This window comes from Shewanella sp. 0m-8 (assembly GCF_052977265.1).
In genome coordinates this window covers 1-17,763 of sequence record NZ_JBRIMB010000054.1, presented here as the reverse complement: position 1 = coordinate 17,763, position 17,763 = coordinate 1, and the positions used below count along the sequence as shown (strand labels likewise).

The window sequence follows — 17,763 nt, the reverse complement described above, 5'->3', positions numbered from 1 at the left end:
ACGATTATCACTGGTAGAAAATACAGGATTTATGTAGAATATCAGTGATTTACTAGGCTATTCTCCACAAGCAGATGTTGGTTTTAGGTGTATTTGAAAGATGAGTGTTGATAAAAACATAAATGATATTGACAATAAAGCAGAAAAAACAGATGTCGAATTAACAGTCAATATTGCAGCAGTAGATCCTCATGCTAAAAGCGATCCCGACGCTAATGTCGTTACCTCTGGCTATGACAATATTCACCCTCAAATCAATACCCTAAACAAATCGCAGTACACCCAAGGTTCAGATGAAAAGTTTTTTCGAGAGCAACAATTGCCGGTTTCAATCTTAGATGATTATAAAAGTGCCGCAGATGAAACTCAGTATGAAATATCTCACAATACTCGCAGAGTTTACTCTTCAAGTTTCTCGATCTTTCAACGTTACTGTGAACAACACGGATTAAATGCCCTGCCCGCGGATCCACGAAGTGTCATTTCGTTTATCGGTCATCAAAAAGAGTTGTACCAAGAAAAAAGTGGCCACCAGCTTTCAAAGCAAACTATCAATACTCGATTAGCCGCGATCCGTTTTTTTCATATTCAAGCCAGTTTTCATTCGCCAACAGAACATCCATTGGTGATAAGAGTTATGCGTGGATTAATGCGCAATCAATATCGGCATATGTCAGATTACGATCAGCAACCCATAACTTATGATGAACTAGAGATGCTATTGTCTGTGATCGATGAACAGCCGCAAGAGTTAACGCGATTACGAGACAAAGCTATTTTACAACTTGGATTACAAGGTGGGTTTAGACGTTCAGAGTTGGCTGAAATTAAAGTAGAACATATTAGTTTTTTGAGAGAAAAACTCAAGGTGCGAGTGCCCTACTCTAAAAGTAATCAACAGGGCCAAAGAGAGTGGAAAGATCTTCCTAAACAAGAAATGTTTTCTGCTTATGAGGCTGTACAGCTATGGCTTACGGCAACTAAAATAAAACAAGGCCACCTTTTTAGATCCCTCAGTCGAGATGGAAACAGTGTACGAGATTATATTGTTAACAAGCCAAGAATGGGAAAAGGTTTCTTAAAGGGAGATGATATTTATCAGATGATAAAAAAATATTGCGACAGAGCCGGACTAAACTCTCGTTTTTATGGTGCTCATAGTTTAAGAAGTGGTTGTGTTACCCAGCTACATGAAAACAATAAAGATCATCTCTATATTATGGGTAGGACGGGTCATACAGATCCGCGTTCACTTCGCCATTATCTAAAGCCAAAGGATTAGTTGTTTAATATGTGGTGCTTGGTTTCGACAGCAATCGATGCTACTTAGCTGATTGAAGCCTCCATTTGCGATTGATTTTGTTAACAGTAAATCCTGGACAGGCTTCTCACTGCCAAATAAAGCTCTGATGTAAAGCGCAATAGTATTATTGATTTTTATCGTTTTAAAAATAACTTTTTAAATTTATTTAAAATACAGTAGTTCATTCTATATTACTTTAACACGCTATTTCATATTGAAAACAGAGCAAGATTAAGACCGAATTAATGTTAATAGCATTTTCAAATATAGATGATGTACGTTATTGCTACGATTAAAAATAATGCGCTTACCTTAATAATTTGCATATACCTCCTAGTTATAAAATAAGTTTATTGTGAAGCTGAGTTGCCTGTGTATTTCAAGAACGTATCATGCTTTAAATATATTTCACTACAAACATATTGCACTTTAAAAAGTGTAAATCTCAATTATTAATACCGAGTTATACATATTGATATTGATTGTGTATCACATTAATTAAATTCCACAATTGTTATATTTTAAGCACGCGAATGATAAATATTTATCCGCACGGAAAATATAAAACTAGCTGGTTTTTTATCTAGAACATCAGCTAAATATCTGTTAGCTGTTACAAGTAGACATATGAAGATGGTGCTAACTTTAAATAACCTAATCAAATAATTTAGTATTAGTACTAACTACTCGCCTCACGGATTACATCAATCACAAATGCCAATTAAAAGGATGAAGATTAAAAGCTATCATTACAAACTATTATTAATTGAATCACAATAACCTTCGAAACTAGAATGGGCATGGGCTATATCCTAGTATTCTTTTGCCTGTAATAGGATGATCAAACTCAAGTCGGGTTGCATGCAACATTAATCTTGAAGCCACTTTATGTGAAAATGAAGTGCCATAAAGATCACAACCGATAATAGGATGACCTAAGTATTGACTATGGATCCGTAATTGATGAGTACGACCTGTTTCGGGCGTTAATTCGACTCGAGTGACATCTATAGATTTATCATCAACATTCTCAATTAGCATTTGCTTTTGTACTGTTGGAATGACAGAAAATCTTTCTCTAGATAATACCCTATAACGGGAACAAGATGGTTTACCGCTTTCGGCGCAGATTTTCATCATAGGAAAATTAGGTTTGTCTTTAGCAATTGGGGCCGATATCAAGCCGTTATCATCAGTAAGTGCTCCCAATAAAAGTGCGTTATATCTTTTTAACACGCTACGCTCACTAAACTGTTTACACAGTAGCGCGTTTATCCCCCTATTGAGTGCGATCAACATAATTCCAGACGTACCCAAATCTAATCTATGCACTAGAGAGCATCCAGGGAAATCTTTCACTAATCTATGGTGCACCGAATCTAAATTAGCGGGATGCTTACCCGACAAAGATAAAAGGCCCGAGGGTTTGTTGATAAGTAGTAAATCATCGTCCCGATAAAGTATTGTAATATCTTCAAAACATGGCGGAGCGATAAAGTCATCTACGATTGGCAGCATTGGTGATCCCAGGTGCTAAAATATGTGATGGATGATACATGAGTTTATCTTTATCAACGAGTGATGCTTTAGTTGAGGCTGTAGCATGGTTATGCATGAGTTTGAATTATTACTCAAAAGTTAAAGTGCAAACCCGAGATATTTTTAACTTAACAACATAAAAAGTCAGATATATGAATAAAACTGGTGGCAGTATCATTAATTTTTATTTTAACAATAATGAGCATGGCAGAGAGAGTAACTGTGAGACTGATTGTGAAGTGATCATGAAAATGATGAGTACAGAGTAATATAGGTGCAGAGAACAGTCAGTTTTAAAATGAAATAGACTAGTCTTTTATGAAGAAATAGTACATGAAACTTAGTCGAGTAAACCAAGAAAGTGCACATCCTTGTACACCCTCGAGGAGCAAACTATGAATTAATTTAGCGCTTAAAAGTCTATTCTAAAACCAATACTTGCGATAGTATCATCAAAATCTGAGTACTGCTTTACATCAAATTGGCCTAATTCAGTGTGTACTCTCGTTGACTTAGATAAGCGATATTCTGCACCAATTGCCCATTGAGACACCTCTGGTACGTCCGTCGCTGCAGCGCCTAACTTGTCATATACACGCCCAGCAATTTTACCTGTACCTGAATCATCCTGTCCGTATTGCGCTTTTAGCGTCAACTTATCAATTTGATATTTAGCACTGACAATAAAGCCATCACCATCACGTTGCTGCCAGTTATCTAAATTTGGATTAACAATTTCAGAGCTCTGATAGATAGAACCTAACATTAAATTATCATACTTATACTGAGCAACTGCGCGGAAACCTTTTATATCTTCAACACCGTCAGTATAGGCTGCAGCTAGATATAGGTCGCCTGTTTTAAATAGCTTGTCACCATATGTTAGTGCAACTTGATAATTACCATTATCACGACGAACATCATCTTCGCCGTAGTAGTTATCTTCTAAAATATAACTTGCACCAAATTGTACTTTATTCCATTTAACGGTTTTATATTCTAGTGAGTCACCCCAACGTTTATCACCCGCAAATAAACGGTCATGCTTTAGCGAGTACATGTCCATAGCATCGGCAGTACCTTTTGCCATTTTAAAAACTGGATCAATACGACCTGCGGCAAGTTGACCAGCTGTAGAGTGCTTTATTCCTAAATACGTTGGACGCGCCGAGAAGGGATTGTTTTGTTTACCTTCAGTTGCACCATTTACACCCACTTCAATTTGATAAAATACACTAAAATCATCATTTAACGGTGCGTTACCTTTAACACCAAGACGGCTCCAGTTATTTTCTAAAATGGTACCGCTTTTTCCACTGTGAGTTGCACTACCGCTGTCAGAGTGTGTAATTGAGTAATCAATGCGGCCATAAAATTTATAAGCATCAGCCATTACAGTTGGTGAAGCTAATACTGCTGCGGCAAGTAAAGTCAGTTTAATTGTTTTCATCATCTTCTCTTTTAATGTATTAATACGTTGAAAGGCAAGAAGACTCCTTGGCTCTGTGGCAATTAGGAGTCGACGTCCAGAGCTGGATTAGTTTTGTTTGTGTTTAACAATCACGCCGTCTTGGCGCATTTGCGTATATAAGATCTCAGCTTGCTTCAAGTAAGTATCCCAAGAGTTAGAACGCTTAGTGAAACCCGTCGCAGCATAGCTACCGGTATCGCCGGTAGCAGGTAGATCATTAATTAAGAATAATGAGCCGCCTTGCTGCAAATGAGTATTAAGCGCATCAATCATCACGTTAAAGCCAATTCGAGCCGGTTCAACGTAATTAATAGATTCATACTTTGACTGACGGTAGAACTTCTTTTGCGACGCATCTGTGATCGAAGCTTTCTCATCAGCAAAGATTTCGTCGTAATGAGCTTTGGTAATTTGCTGAGTATTGGTGTCGACAACAATACGCAACATGGCTGTTACGCCAGTCCATTTACCTTTGCTATCAACGAGCTTTTCAGCGTATTGATAAAAACGTTGATGAGTACCATCCTCATTGATCTGAGCATGAATTTTGGCAGTTAGCGGTACCATAGACTGTTGAATACTGTTTGAGGCTCCAGCGACAACATCGATGCCGGTGTATTTTAAACGATTCGGTTCTTTAAGCTTATTGCCTAACGATGGATCAAAATCAGGATTAAGCTCAAAAGTTAGCTTGTCTTGCTCTACCATTAATTTTTCCATGGTTAGAGCTGATTGAACCCAAGCCGTGCCCTTTTTCTTACCCATAGAAAAGTTATATTCAGACATACGCTTAGGGACATCTTGGTATAAACGGGTGTAGTAGTTAGGACGCCCACTTTCATTAAACTCTGCAAATATCACGTTATCTGAGTTTTTAAGCTCGGTAACTATGGCTACACTACCCATGTGACCTTGGCGGAAGCGGGCCTCTTGGTAATAATAGTCACCCTTTAATAAACCAAGTTGAGGCTGAATAGACCATTTCAGTTTGAAATCTTCATCAGCTGATTCATCTTTTGCACCTACTGACACATATTCAGGTTGACTACCATCGGCTCTAGGCAAAGTGTTAATCGCTTCTAAAATGCCATTCGATGAATAGGTCGCACCAGAAACAGCATCAATACCTTCATGGCCATTATTCGCCACAACTTTAGCCAATAAGCGCTCAGCATTTAAGTAAAGTGATTCAGTTTCTTTATGAGACTTTGTTTTGATATCAACGATATGACCATTTTTAACTTCGACGGTTAGCGTGATTACACTTTTTTTGCCTTTAGCTGATACATCATGAGTACCATCAGCATACTTACCTTGGCTCATGGTTGTTGAACAGCCTGCAAGTGTCATGGTGGCGAATAATATTGCGCTGCTTACAAGTGTTTTATTGAATAATGTTAAGGTTTTCATTCTGTCGGCCTTCAATGTTTATTACATTGAGTTCAGAATATAAGTTTTAAATTTATCCACAATTGCGCTTTTCCGCAATAAGGCTTGCTTAGTTCTATTTATATGACAGAGTTAACATAACGAGAAGTTGTTTTTCACTCAATTCACTGTCCATGATATTTATTTAAATATTGCCATCTAAGCCTGAGAGTAATGTGAATAAAATACCAGCTTCGCGTAAATCATGCAGATTACCTATGATGTACTCGTCCGTAATGAGCGGTACTACATCCAACGGTACTGTATCTAACAGCTCTAAATTTAATCGTTCCAAAAGAGTTATATCAAGATTGCTTTTTTCCATGTTCGTGATATCTAATTCGGCTTATGCACAAACACAAAACAATTTTTCTGAAGCGCCAGATTTCACCATCATTAAAGTGGACACAAAAGGTAGACCATATCAGTGTGAAGGTAACGCAATTATAATAACTGATGAGATAAAAACGAACCTAACAACACTTAAGTATTTTGGCACATCAATAAGTATCGATATATATGACAAAGAAACAGAACATTTAGATAAAACATTGTGTAACGCGTTAAATGTAATCCAGAAATACCATTATCTTGCATCGAACTACAGTACTTACCCACACGTCACCAATATTAAAAGCATCAATAATGAGCCAGAGAAAAAGCACACTATTGACCCTAAACTCACTGAGCTTATCCAAGCAAGTATTGACTGGCATGCTAAAACCAATGGCTATTTCAATATTGCATTATCGCCTGTTATCGATCTTTGGCGAGGTCATAGAGCCCAGTGTAAAGGCGAATGTAAACAACAGGATAAGTGCAACATTCCTACTCAAAAAGCACTTGATTTAGCTAAGCCATTAACCAATATAGACAATATAACGTTAGACTCAGAACAAAACACCATAGAGATGCAAGCGGGTATGAGTATCGATCTTGGCGGTATCGCTAAAGGGTGGATGGCTGAAATGCTCTACAGACAATTGAAAAACGATGGCCTAAAAAACTTCATGATAAATGCAGGAGGCAATATTAGGCATTACGGCATTCATCCTCAAGGGCGACTGTTTGCGACAGCTGTAGAAAACCCAGTATGTAAAAAATATAATAATACTTTGCCTCAATGCCAACTCTTTGAAGAGCAATACCATGAGATAATAAGCGGTAATGATATCACTGTTGTATCCAGCGGTAATTATTTAAGGTACTACAGGGTTAATGGTAAAGAATATCACCATATCATTAATCCTAAGACGTTATACCCAAAAGAATCAGGGATATCGACAACAATCGTGATGAATAGCAACCAACTCTTTGCTGATATTATTTCAACCGCGTTATTTTTAATGTCTATAGATGAGGCGATTAAATATACTAATAGTCACAATGAGATTGAAGCCGTTTGGTTCTTAAATGAAGCCGGCGATAAAGTAGAATCTAAAAAATTTGACGACTATAGATTAAAAAATGACTGAGCAATAATTTAAAGTTGATTTAAAATTAATTGATACATTAAATAAACTTCAATCAAGCAATGGAATTATAATATTAACCCGTAAACTAATTATAAAGTTACGGGTTATTTTTTATATAGCGGTTTTCCGCAATCGCAACTAAAGCGTGATTAGCTTCACTTAACGACCGCGTATTCCCAACATTTAGCGACAAAAGCGTCATAATAGCGTTTTAACTCTTGTTGAATCACCTATCTGTTGGGCTAAATGATGTTGGTAAAACTAGCTGGCCTAGTAAGCTTAAGTACTCTTATTTTCTGCTCTATTAGTGATGCCTACGCAGCACAATCGACTCAAGCCAGTCCAGTACGTGTCGGGGTGCTTGCTTTCACACATCCAGATACAGTAGAAAAGCGTTGGCAACCGACCATTGATAAATTAGAGGACGACTTAAATCATCCCTTTGAGCTGGTGGCGCTAACACCGACTCAACTTGATCAAGATGTTGCACAAGGCAAATTAGATTTCTTAATTACCAATGCGTTAACCGCGGTGAGCTACAAAAAGGATTATGGTACTAGCAGCATACTGACGTTGGTGTCTTTAAATAATAAGCAGCCGACGTTGTCCGTTGGTTCCGCATTAGTTACCCGTGCAGATGTCGACGTATCAAATATGGCGGATCTTAAATATCTAACAGCGGTTTCTACAGATAAACAAGCATTTGGCGGATTTCAAATATTCGCAGGAGAGATGGCGCATAACGGCCTAAACCCGTTTAGCGATTTTAAACAGCTCAACTTTGTCGGCTTTCCACAACAGAAACTGCTCAATTTAGTATTAGATGGCAAGGCTGATATCGCAATATTACCAACCTGTGTTTTAGAGAACGCTGTGAGTAAAGGAGAGATAGCCCCAAATAGCCTGCATGTAGTGCTGACTAAACCACAGACTCACTTCAACTGCCAAAGCTCCAGTGCGCTTTATCCTTACTATTCATTCTCCAAATTGGGAAAAACAGATCATCTTTTGGCAACTCGCGTTGTTCGCTCATTGCTATCCATCACTAAAGATGAGCCCGCGGCTATCATTGGCCGTTATGACTCTTGGTCTGCAACCGTCAATGATAGTGAAGTCTTTAAACTGTTAAAGCAGTTACAACAGTGGCCTTTTGTCACCAACTGGACCTCAATTTTTAAGAGTGCGCTTCCTTGGGTTATCGTCGTGTTAATCGTACTCTTACTCGGTTATATCTATCATTTACGAGTAAAGCGCTTAGTTGTTTTGCGTACCCAAGATCTTCAGGCTGAAGTTGAACAACATACCCAGACACAAAAAGCTTTACTAGAACAAACAAAGCAGTTCTATAAAGCCCAACGCGTATTATTAACGGGTGAAATGGCATCCGGAATCGCCCATGAGTTAAATCAACCATTAGCCGGGATCCGTTATTTAACTCAGGGCTGTATTTATCGATTATCAGATGATCAGGCTGATCTAAAAGATGCAATGACAAAGGCTATTCAGCAAGTCGATAGAGCTCAAGCAACCATTAAGCGCTTTAGGCATTTCTGTCAGCAACCCAGTGTTATGACACAGTGCAGTCTCAATCAGATTTTAGACGATACATTAAGCCTAATGGCCGCAGAGTTTGCCCGAATGCAAATAACACCAGCGATCAGCTGCGAGCAAGTAGAATTACTCGCGGATCCAAGCTTACTCCAGCAAGTGCTAGTCAACATTATCCGTAATGCACTCGATGCCATGGAAGCCAGTAGCGATCCTAAGCTTTCAATCTCGCTAACCAAAGATAGGCAGAAAGCCCATATTGTATTTATAGATAATGGTTGTGGCCTGAGTGACATCGCACTAGAACGTCTGTTTTTTCCCTTTGAAACATCTAAAGAGAATGGCTTAGGTCTTGGCATGGTGATCTGTAAGCGCATCATCGAGGAACATGATGGCCAAATAAAAGCGACCAGCAATTTCAATCAAGATACTCTGCCGCCACAAGCGGGTTTAACCATGACCATAACATTACCAATTAAGGAGTCCTTAAATGACTAATTTGTATCTAGTCGATGACGATCAAGCTGTATTAGACTCGCTAACCTGGATGTTGAACGGCCTAGGTTATCAACCTAAAGGCTTTAACTCTGCAGATGCCTTCTTACATCAAGTTGACTTGCATAGCCCGGGGATCGCAATCTTAGATGTACAGATGCCAGGAATGGATGGCAGTGCCCTATTAACTCATATGACCCAAGCACAGAGCCCTATTGCCGTTATCATGCTCAGTGGTCATGGCAGTATCGCGATGGCGGTACAAGCGATTCAAAAAGGTGCCCTCGATTTTTTAGAAAAACCCGTAGATGGCGATAAGCTTGTTCTACTGCTCAATCAGGCAAGTCAACAAACAGAGCAAACCATGCAGCTAAAGCTGGAGCGTCAAGCCTTAGGTGATAAGTTAGCGACTCTTACCCCAAGAGAGCATGAAGTAATGAACAAGGTACTTGAAGGCAAGCTTAATAAAGTTATCGCGGCAGAGCTCAATGTCGCCCAGCGAACCCTTGAACTACATCGTCAAAAAGTCATGCAAAAAATGCAGGTCAGTAACGTTGCAGAACTCGCATTCTTAATGGGAAAAAGGTAATGTAGAAGCGTTCAAGTAGAAGAAAACTGAGCCCTTGATACAGCGATATGTGATACCGCTAGGATTAAAGCGACTAGCCAGCTTTTAATTGATAACTCATATCCAGCAGCTCATATGTAGTCGTTTATATGTTTTAAATCATACGCAAGTAAACTTGCCGACACAGTAGATCACTAAGCGATTCGACTGCCAGAGCTACGGCCTGATTTGGCCCATCTGGCACAAAACTCCCAACCTTTGTCCTGGCAGACAAGCCCTGCACTATAGCGACTTTTTACCAGCAGTATCTTACGCGATTGAGTTAGCGATACTACAGAGGTAAACACCTCTTGAATGTTACGTTTTGCAATAAGGTTATCTGACATGCTCAAGTCTTGACCTGATGAACTACAGGTTAATGGCGCCACGTTTGAGAGGATAAAAACAAACATGCTAGGTATGAGCAGTAGATAACGGCTAAAGGAAATAAACGGTTTAGTTAAACCGCCAAAAAATAACACATTACCAGCTGCCATTGATGCTCCTTAATCACTAATAGCTCAAACAAAAAGCTATCAAATAGTAAGCATAACCCAAATAGCAGCAGATTCAACTCCTTGATTTGCCGATTAACTTTATACGGCTAATCGCACGCCTAACCGCCTACTCTACTTATCTTTTCCACAGGCGTTCTGATACGCAATAGAATAATTTTGCTTAAGCAGGCTTAATGTTGAAGCCTCACGAACATTGCGAGTTCGTCCGCGCAATGAAGACTCCACGAAAAGTGCAAACCATGCTTCTAGCACCGCACTATTTTTGTTTTCTCCAGCTGCTGACAGCGCCAGCGAGGCCACTTCAGCGGTGCCCAATTGAAAATCTCTCGCCCCTTTTCTCAGGGCATAAGCCGCTGCCGATTCTGGAGAGAAAGAAAATAGCGGAAATTGATGCAGATAATCACTCTTACGAAACATCTTAATAGCTTCACGCCAACTGCCGTCTAATAAGATAAAAAGCGGCTTTTTATCTTGGTCGAGTTTTGTTTTTTCTACGCGATCAACCACCGATTGTCCATCAACCGCATATTCTGCCGGAAAAATAACAAATGGCTGATACTTAGGATCGTTGATGATCGACAGCATCTTACGATTAGGTTCGTTACGTGACCAAATAAACGCATGCGTATCAGGAACAATATCTGCGATTAACCGTCCGCTGTTGCTAGGTTTAAGTACTTCATCATCGTACATGATCAGCATAAACGCTAAATCACTATCAATCTGCTTGCGCAAACTACAGGTACAAAGCGTCTCTGACAGCAAGCAACGTTGACAGCGTATTACATTCTTGCCCCTTGCAGTAAAAGGCCTTGAAGAGATAGCTTTTCTGTACTCATACAGTTGATGCACAGCATGTTTAGGCAAATTCATTTTCGCAAAACCTTTTTAGTAAAACTTTTGCGCCAAGTTATTTAGCAAAACTATTTAGCAAAAATTAGTCAAATGATAAAAGTATGAGAACAAAAAAGCCTACTAATAAGCAGGCTTTTTCATCACAAAAATCTTAAGCTTACAGGATACGCCTTAACAAAAAATCTGCTTTTAAGCGTTTAATGCGCTTCATGATCTTGCGTACAGGGGCTGGATAGTTATGCAATGTCTCGATTTGGCTGTAATGGAACAAACGCTCAGTATGCTCAAGAATATGCGTTTGCTCTTGTTCAAACTTTTCTTTCCAGCACTCACTTTCATCTTGCAGTAACAAACCGTTTTCTAAATCCAATGCCCATGCTCTTGGATTTAAGTTGCTACCCGTTATTAAATGGCGCTTACCGTCAGCACTGATCCCTTTTAAATGGAAACTATTACGACCATCTTTCCAAAGGTGAATATTCAGCTGACCGTTTTCTATTGCCCATTGCTGACGTTTAGCAAACTTTCTAAGTGACTGCTCATACATGTAAGGCAAAGCACCAATAGTAGAAAACTCTTCTTCTGGTGGAATATAGAAATCGTTAGACGTTTTATCCCCTACCACGATATCAATCTTCTTACCCTTACGCAGATGCTTAGCCAACGCCCTAACTAAAATGTATGGCGGATTAAAGTACGGCGTACAAATAAACAAAGTGTCTTCAGACTCTTCAACTAAGGCAACAATAACCCTATTAAGTTTGTTATTTTTACGGCCAAGACCAACTAAAGGTGTAACCCGGTTGCCTATTTTCGTCTGGCTAAACTGATACTCAGCTTTTGAAAGACGATGTTTAAGGCTACTGACCTCGCCTTTAGTTGGTAAATGCTCTGTTTCTTTAGGTTGAGTTAAAGAGCTGACAGCAACATCGTTAACGAGATATGTTTTCACCATGTCACGCATGCTGCGTGCAAGCTCTGCAGATTCAATCACATGGTAACGATCAAAACGGTATTTATCATCTTGATGCAGGTAGATGTTATTAATGCTTGCTCCACTAAAAACAACCGCGTCATCGATAACAAAACCTTTCAGGTGAAGTACACCCATAAACTCACGAGATTTAACCGGAACACCTAGAATATCAATTGGATATTCAGCGGCCTCGATCACCTTGCGATACATTAAATAATTACCGCTATCGCCTTTATGGCCAATAAGGCCACGACGTGCACGATGAAAATCAACGAGTACTTTTATATCAAGTTGAGGGTTCTGTTGCTTCGCATCCATCAGCGCTGCGAGGATCTCTCTCCCCGCTTCATCATCTTCTAAATAAAGTGCGGCGATATAAATAGAATGCGTTGCGCTTGCAATTCGAGATAACAATTCAGCTTTTAACGCTTTAGGCGTCAATAACCAAGAAAGCGAATCTGGTTGTAGCGGTATGCCACCTAGCTTACTCAGCAAGGCTCTCTCCTTAATAGTGCTGACCATCTTTAAAATATGTGCTTGGTTCAAGCTGTCTAAACATCACAATGATATGTTCTAGCCCCGGATAAACCTTTAATATGGCTTCACGGAGAACCTGTTCTGCACGATGGTGTGTTTGAGGATCTTTAGGGAACCATAACACCTCGACTTGAGCGATATCGGTGACTTTTTTGCCGTTACGATAATTGCTACTGTTGATCCAATCGAGTATGAAAGATTCTGGTTTTGACTGACAGATGTCGGCTAATGCCTCAAGTAAGTTGATACTCAGTGTTGCAATTACCGTTTCAGGTAAACCGCTAACTCTTACATGTGGCATAAAGATCCTCCTAGATAAGGGCATAGAAATTACCGATTTAACTGCCTTTGAGCAAGGTTTTTCTCTCAATATCGGTCTCTAGGACCAAATTTCGGTGGCTTCTTGCTCTGTTAGCCAAATATTTAGTCAGTTTGATACCATAAAATAACAGTAATATTTTATGAAAAAGCCCTATCGTTTGCTGTATGAGTCACTGATAAAAGCTGTGACTTTTGCTAATATAGCTCCCTATTTTATCGTCCGAGATTAATTGATGAACCTAAAAACCCTGCTTACACTCGCTGTCATGCTCCTCGCTGCATGGGCTATTTTTCATTTTAAAGCGCAGCTAGGCTTCTTGGTGATCCCGCTATTTTTTAGCTTGGTTTTATTTGTCACACTGAAGCTATATCGCCTAATGGAAAAAGATGAACCGACAGATAATGATTAGCCTAAACCCATTTTTATGAGTTCATAGCGATATGAGACCACTACAAGGATAATCTTTTGAGAATATGCTTTTTACAAACAGCCTTGTTTACCACAGCTTTAACGCTTTGTTTCTCGCCTGCTCTTGCATCTGCTAACGGCTACCTTGCAAATATTATTAAGGTTATTGAGCCAAAAACCTCGCAAACGGCTGTCGTTGTGAGTCCTATGACTCGCTCTGAAGCCAGTTACCGAAAGGATGCTGACCGGCTATTTGTTCCTGCCAGTACCATGAAACTGCTTACAGCGGTTTCCGCATCTTCTGCTTTAGGTAAAGCATTTACCTTTAACACTCAAATTGATGCATTTGTGGGAGTTAAAAATCAACGCATCGAGGGTGATGTGTTCTTACGCTTTGACGGTGATCCTACTCTCACCGCCGGTGATTTAAGATTGTTGTTTAAACAGCTCAAAGCACAAGGTTTGGAGCATATCGACGGCAACCTATATTTAGTCGGTGATCAAACCGAAACCTTACAAGCCCCTGGTTGGGTGTGGGATGATTTAGGGATCTGTTATGCCGCGCCGGTTTCACGTTATATTCTTAATAAGAATTGCGTAAAAGCGAAGCTAACCCCGTCACTGGCGACGAACCTAGGTAAACTCACCTTTAGCCAGTTTGAACCGGTTTCGATTACTAGTACCGCCGTATTTGACAAAGTGGGCAATCAGCCATTTTGCGAATTGAATCTTCAACGCCTTCAACATAATCAATTTATACTCAGTGGCTGCTATCAAGGGCAAAAGCCGTTAAAGCTTGCTATCGCCATCTCAGATCCGGCCCTTTACGCACAACGAACCCTTGCAAATATCCTAAACAATACCGGGATCACTTTAAAAGGGGATGTATTACTTACCAATAAACGCCCAGCTAATACCTTACTGCTCGCAGAGCATCAATCTAAACCACTTTCAGCGCTTATTGAGACCATGTTACTAAAATCCGATAACTTAATTGCAGACAGCCTGTTAAAGCGTTTAGGGCAATACACTTATGGGGTGCCTGGTTCATTTGTAAACGGCAGCGCTGCTATGAAACATATTCTCACTCAGCAAGGAATCGATTTATCCACCGCAAATATCGTCGATGGTTCGGGTTTATCTCGCTACAACTTACTTAGTGCAGAACATTTAGCTCAAGTGTTATTGCTTATAAAGAATGATTTATCGCTTAATTATCTTATTGAACAACTACCTGTAGCGGGTGCGAGTGGTACCCTAAAGTATCGTGCAGGGTTTACAGCTGCACCGTTAAAAGAAAAGGTGCTGGCTAAAACAGGGTCAATGAAAGGCGTTGTTAATCTAGCAGGCTATATCAAGCAAGGTGATGAACTCACTAGTGCCTTTGTGATCTTAGAAAATGGTCAAAGTCCAGCAGTTAAAGACGTTGAGATCATGCCTTTTAGCGTATTGTTATTACAGTCGTTACTGCAAAGTGATCACTTAAGCACTCCGGCTCACAATAAAAATAACAAGCATAGCGAACCTTAAATTGTTGTTCGGACTTTCACCATTCCCGTTTGATAATCTTACATAAGCTAAAAACACAATAAAACAAAAACGCCACGTTAAGTGGCGTTTTTTATTCGAAGTTAGAAATCGTCTTATTTAGAACAAGCTTTCATCTATTTGCATTATCGACGCATCCCCTGTCTTCACCTGTGATAAATGATACTCGGCCTTAGCCAATAGCTTATCAAAGTAAAAACGCCCAAGATGTGCTTTTTGTAGCTTAAAGTTTTCATCTTCATGATCATGTGCCGCATCATTCATCGCTAACCAGAAGCAGCCATAAAGGACATAACCAAATGCGTCGAGGTAATCGACTGCACATGAGTTAATCAAAGCTGGTTGACTTAATTTGTTGTCATTAACTTGATTCGCCACCTCTAGTAGCTGTTCGAGTAATGCCAATAGTGTTGCTTTATCGCCATCGGCAACATGAGCATACCCATTAATTTTAGCGATCTGCTCTGCAACAAATTCAGATAAAGCGGCGACGTTATCACCCGTTACTTTACGACCTAAGAAATCAATCGCTTGAATGCCGTTGGTGCCTTCGTAGATCTGGGCAATTCGGGTATCACGCACTAATTGTTCAATGCCTGTCTCACGGATGTAACCATGGCCACCAAATACCTGTTGCGCCATAATCGCAGCATCAAGACCTCGATCACTTAAAAACGCTTTTGATACTGGTGTTAACAATCCAACATAACGACTAGCCTTCGCCTTAGCATCACTATCATCTGAATACTTGGCTAAATCGAGTTGTTGCCCGGTATATACAGATAATGCACGTCCCGCTTCAGTTAACGTACGGATCGTTAACAACATTCGCCTGACATCACCGTGAACAATAATAGGGTCGCTTGCAGCGCCTGTCGGCGAGCCACCAGCCGCTACACCTTGGGTGCGCTCTTTAGCGTATTCAGCAGCCATTTGGTAAGCCGCTTGTGACGTCCCTAAACCTTGTATACCAATAGCCAAACGTTCATAGTTCATCATGGTGAACATGCATACTAAACCACGATTAGCTCTGCCGATAAGGTAACCTTCTGCATCGTCAAAATTCATCACACACGTTGCAGAACCTTTAAGCCCCATCTTGTGTTCGATAGAACCGACAGTCACGCCATTGGCTTCACCTAGAGTATTGTCCGCATTCACTTTAATCTTTGGCACTAAAAACAATGAAATGCCACTGGTATTGGGTAATTTGGCGAGTACTAAGTGAATAACGTTTTCAGTTAAATCATGATCTCCACCAGTAATGAAAATCTTGCTACCCGTGATCTGATAGCTGCCATCATCATTAGGAACAGCCTTAGTTCTAATGTTCCGCAGATCTGATCCCGCTTGAGGCTCTGTCATATCCATGGCGCCAGACCATTCGCCGCTGTATAGCATAGGCAGATACTGCTGCTTAATCTCTTCGCTGCCATGGGCATGAATAGCTAGTGCTGCACCAGCGGTTAATGAACCATATAGAGTAAACGCGTTACATGCGCTATAAGCCATTTCATCGACTAGTACACCGAGCATCTTAGGCATGCCCATGCCACCTAGCTCAGGATCACCACATAGCCCTACCCAGCCACCTTCAGCGTATTGGTCATATACCGCTTTATAGCCATCAGGTGTGATCACCCTATCAGCTTCGTGCCGAACACCTTGCTCATCACCGCTACGGTTAATAGGATGGATTAATTCGCGGCTAATCTTATCTGCTTCATCTAAAATTGCTGCTGCAGTATCCATATCGACAGTCTCGGCCATTGCTGGCATCTCAGACCACGTTTTTGGGGCGTCAAAGACTTTCTCAAGAAGAAAACGCATTTCTGCTAATGGGGCGTTATACGGGTTCATATCGGACTCTTAAACAATGGATTTAAACAGTTGTTTCAAATCTATCAGAAGTCGCAGCAAATGACACCCTTTTAGCGTAAATCTTTTAGCTTACTTGCATTCGTATTACCTTATTTGTCACCTTAGTTTTATCGACAACTGAGAGTAAACATTAAAGGTCGACATATTTCACCTCTTGTATTGCGACTGTACAATTTGCTTCAGCTTTTTATGAGACAAATATCATTCCATATCTAAATACTATATCTTTGCAATCATTGACTAATATTTAATTATCGGTTTCGACTAATACATACTTTTTGCGATGGAGCCAACATGATCACAGCGTATTGCTACCAACAACAGCAAGTCACTACAACAACTCTTAATATTGACGAGCCTTTACCAGAAACAACAATATGGTTAGACATTTATCGACCCATTGAAGCAGAAAGACTTTGGTTGGCTAGCTTTTCTACTGACGAGGTACCAGATAGAGAAGATAGGAATGAAATTGAGGATTCTTCACGTTTTTACCAAAATAAAGATGGTTTACACGTTAACTCATTATTTAGTCAAAAGTCTGCACAGACACTAAGCTCTATTAATATTTATTTTAACCTTAGAGCAGACTTATTGATCACCATCAGAGATGATGATCAGCGTTTGATAGACTCATTAGCCACAAACCTTCAAAAGTCTTCCGTCCCTGTTACACCCCAGCAATTATTCATTCAGTTATTTAAAATGAAAGTCGACCATTTAGCCGATCTCATTGAAGATACTTACAGCGCTTTGGAAAATATTGGCCATGAACTCTTCGAAAAAGACCGTATCGATGAGGTGTTTAAACTGATCACTATAAGAGAAGACACTAATGGTAAAGTTCGCTTG

The 17,763-nt window shown here is 39.9% G+C and carries 16 protein-coding genes; 7 read left to right on the top strand and 9 right to left on the bottom strand.

Annotation, left to right across the window (positions count from 1 at the left end):
- Nucleotides 1-253 precede the first annotated feature (253 nt).
- Nucleotides 254-1,282, top strand: coding sequence for a tyrosine-type recombinase/integrase (locus ACVBIO_RS18650; RefSeq protein WP_447173201.1), 1,029 nt, complete (start codon nt 254-256; stop codon nt 1,280-1,282).
- A gap of 810 nt (nt 1,283-2,092) precedes the next feature.
- Here the strand turns inward: ACVBIO_RS18650 and ACVBIO_RS18645 are convergent.
- From ACVBIO_RS18645 to ACVBIO_RS18630, 4 genes are all read right to left on the bottom strand, one after another.
- The gene (locus ACVBIO_RS18645) at nt 2,093-2,821 is read right to left on the bottom strand and encodes an RluA family pseudouridine synthase (protein ID WP_447173195.1); all 729 of its coding nucleotides are present in this window, start codon (nt 2,819-2,821) and stop codon (nt 2,093-2,095) included.
- Nucleotides 2,822-3,254: 433 nt separating this feature from the next.
- On the bottom strand, nt 3,255-4,295 hold the full coding sequence (locus ACVBIO_RS18640) for a porin (protein ID WP_447170258.1): 1,041 nt from the start codon (nt 4,293-4,295) through the stop codon (nt 3,255-3,257).
- A gap of 84 nt (nt 4,296-4,379) precedes the next feature.
- Nucleotides 4,380-5,723, bottom strand: coding sequence for an FMN-binding protein (locus ACVBIO_RS18635; RefSeq protein WP_447173194.1), 1,344 nt, complete (start codon nt 5,721-5,723; stop codon nt 4,380-4,382).
- Between the two features lie 163 nt (nt 5,724-5,886).
- The gene (locus ACVBIO_RS18630) at nt 5,887-6,066 is read right to left on the bottom strand and encodes a hypothetical protein (RefSeq protein ID WP_447159314.1); all 180 of its coding nucleotides are present in this window, start codon (nt 6,064-6,066) and stop codon (nt 5,887-5,889) included.
- On the opposite strand from ACVBIO_RS18630, the gene ACVBIO_RS18625 reads away from it, so the two are divergent.
- The 3 genes from ACVBIO_RS18625 (at nt 6,065) to ACVBIO_RS18615 (ending at nt 9,848) form a co-directional block, all read left to right on the top strand.
- Nucleotides 6,065-7,216, top strand: a complete 1,152-nt coding sequence (locus ACVBIO_RS18625) for an FAD:protein FMN transferase (protein ID WP_447173193.1) — start codon at nt 6,065-6,067, stop codon at nt 7,214-7,216. The two genes, ACVBIO_RS18630 and ACVBIO_RS18625, sit on opposite strands and share 2 nt — an antisense overlap.
- A 249-nt stretch (nt 7,217-7,465) precedes the next feature.
- Nucleotides 7,466-9,262 (top strand): sensor histidine kinase, encoded by a 1,797-nt coding sequence (locus ACVBIO_RS18620; RefSeq protein WP_447173192.1) that lies wholly within the window; start codon nt 7,466-7,468, stop codon nt 9,260-9,262.
- Complete coding sequence (locus ACVBIO_RS18615; protein ID WP_447159317.1) at nt 9,255-9,848, top strand: response regulator transcription factor; 594 nt, start codon at nt 9,255-9,257, stop codon at nt 9,846-9,848. Before ACVBIO_RS18620 ends, ACVBIO_RS18615 begins: the two co-directional genes overlap by 8 nt.
- A gap of 173 nt (nt 9,849-10,021) precedes the next feature.
- On the opposite strand, the gene ACVBIO_RS18610 is transcribed toward ACVBIO_RS18615, so the two are convergent.
- The 4 genes from ACVBIO_RS18610 to ACVBIO_RS18595 all read right to left on the bottom strand — a co-directional run bounded on the left by ACVBIO_RS18610 (nt 10,022) and on the right by ACVBIO_RS18595 (nt 13,053).
- Nucleotides 10,022-10,363 (bottom strand): hypothetical protein, encoded by a 342-nt coding sequence (locus ACVBIO_RS18610; RefSeq protein WP_447159318.1) that lies wholly within the window; start codon nt 10,361-10,363, stop codon nt 10,022-10,024.
- A 132-nt stretch (nt 10,364-10,495) separates the two neighbouring features.
- Nucleotides 10,496-11,257 carry a tRNA-uridine aminocarboxypropyltransferase gene (locus tag ACVBIO_RS18605; protein ID WP_447170263.1) on the bottom strand — a complete coding sequence of 254 codons (762 nt, stop codon included), beginning with the start codon at nt 11,255-11,257 and terminating at the stop codon, nt 10,496-10,498.
- A gap of 139 nt (nt 11,258-11,396) precedes the next feature.
- A complete protein-coding gene (gene pssA, locus ACVBIO_RS18600; RefSeq protein WP_447159320.1) occupies nt 11,397-12,710 on the bottom strand; it encodes a CDP-diacylglycerol--serine O-phosphatidyltransferase in 1,314 nt (437 codons plus the stop codon).
- Between the two features lie 10 nt (nt 12,711-12,720).
- A complete protein-coding gene (locus ACVBIO_RS18595) occupies nt 12,721-13,053 on the bottom strand; it encodes a DUF1904 family protein (RefSeq protein ID WP_447170264.1) in 333 nt (110 codons plus the stop codon).
- Nucleotides 13,054-13,306: 253 nt separating this feature from the next.
- Between ACVBIO_RS18595 and ACVBIO_RS18590 the strand changes: the two genes are divergently transcribed.
- Together ACVBIO_RS18590 and dacB are read left to right on the top strand one after the other, a co-directional pair.
- Nucleotides 13,307-13,483, top strand: coding sequence for a hypothetical protein (locus ACVBIO_RS18590; RefSeq protein WP_447159322.1), 177 nt, complete (start codon nt 13,307-13,309; stop codon nt 13,481-13,483).
- A gap of 56 nt (nt 13,484-13,539) precedes the next feature.
- A complete protein-coding gene (gene dacB, locus ACVBIO_RS18585; RefSeq protein ID WP_447162727.1) occupies nt 13,540-15,012 on the top strand; it encodes a D-alanyl-D-alanine carboxypeptidase/D-alanyl-D-alanine endopeptidase in 1,473 nt (490 codons plus the stop codon).
- A gap of 117 nt (nt 15,013-15,129) precedes the next feature.
- On the opposite strand, the gene ACVBIO_RS18580 is transcribed toward dacB, so the two are convergent.
- Entirely contained in the window at nt 15,130-16,890 is a 1,761-nt protein-coding gene (locus ACVBIO_RS18580) for an acyl-CoA dehydrogenase family protein (protein ID WP_447164530.1), read from the bottom strand.
- Between the two features lie 315 nt (nt 16,891-17,205).
- Here ACVBIO_RS18580 and ACVBIO_RS18575 point away from each other — a divergent pair.
- Nucleotides 17,206-17,763: CorA family divalent cation transporter (locus ACVBIO_RS18575; RefSeq protein ID WP_447170501.1), on the top strand; the 558-nt coding region annotated here is incomplete at its 3' end.

Excerpts from the sequence above, each read along its gene's own strand:
- ACVBIO_RS18620 (WP_447173192.1), top strand. The coding sequence starts at position 7,466 with ATGTTGGTAAAACTAGCTGGCCTAGTAAGCTTAAGTACTCTTATTTTC.
- ACVBIO_RS18590 (WP_447159322.1), top strand. The coding sequence starts at position 13,307 with ATGAACCTAAAAACCCTGCTTACACTCGCTGTCATGCTCCTCGCTGCA.
- ACVBIO_RS18630 (WP_447159314.1), bottom strand. The coding sequence starts at position 6,066 with ATGGAAAAAAGCAATCTTGATATAACTCTTTTGGAACGATTAAATTTA.
- ACVBIO_RS18605 (WP_447170263.1), bottom strand. The coding sequence starts at position 11,257 with ATGAATTTGCCTAAACATGCTGTGCATCAACTGTATGAGTACAGAAAA.
- ACVBIO_RS18595 (WP_447170264.1), bottom strand. The coding sequence starts at position 13,053 with ATGCCACATGTAAGAGTTAGCGGTTTACCTGAAACGGTAATTGCAACA.
- ACVBIO_RS18580 (WP_447164530.1), bottom strand. The coding sequence starts at position 16,890 with ATGAACCCGTATAACGCCCCATTAGCAGAAATGCGTTTTCTTCTTGAG.
- ACVBIO_RS18645 (WP_447173195.1), bottom strand. The coding sequence starts at position 2,821 with ATGCTGCCAATCGTAGATGACTTTATCGCTCCGCCATGTTTTGAAGAT.
- ACVBIO_RS18610 (WP_447159318.1), bottom strand. The coding sequence starts at position 10,363 with ATGGCAGCTGGTAATGTGTTATTTTTTGGCGGTTTAACTAAACCGTTT.
- ACVBIO_RS18625 (WP_447173193.1), top strand. The coding sequence starts at position 6,065 with ATGTTCGTGATATCTAATTCGGCTTATGCACAAACACAAAACAATTTT.
- ACVBIO_RS18615 (WP_447159317.1), top strand. The coding sequence starts at position 9,255 with ATGACTAATTTGTATCTAGTCGATGACGATCAAGCTGTATTAGACTCG.
- ACVBIO_RS18635 (WP_447173194.1), bottom strand. The coding sequence starts at position 5,723 with ATGAAAACCTTAACATTATTCAATAAAACACTTGTAAGCAGCGCAATA.
- ACVBIO_RS18640 (WP_447170258.1), bottom strand. The coding sequence starts at position 4,295 with ATGATGAAAACAATTAAACTGACTTTACTTGCCGCAGCAGTATTAGCT.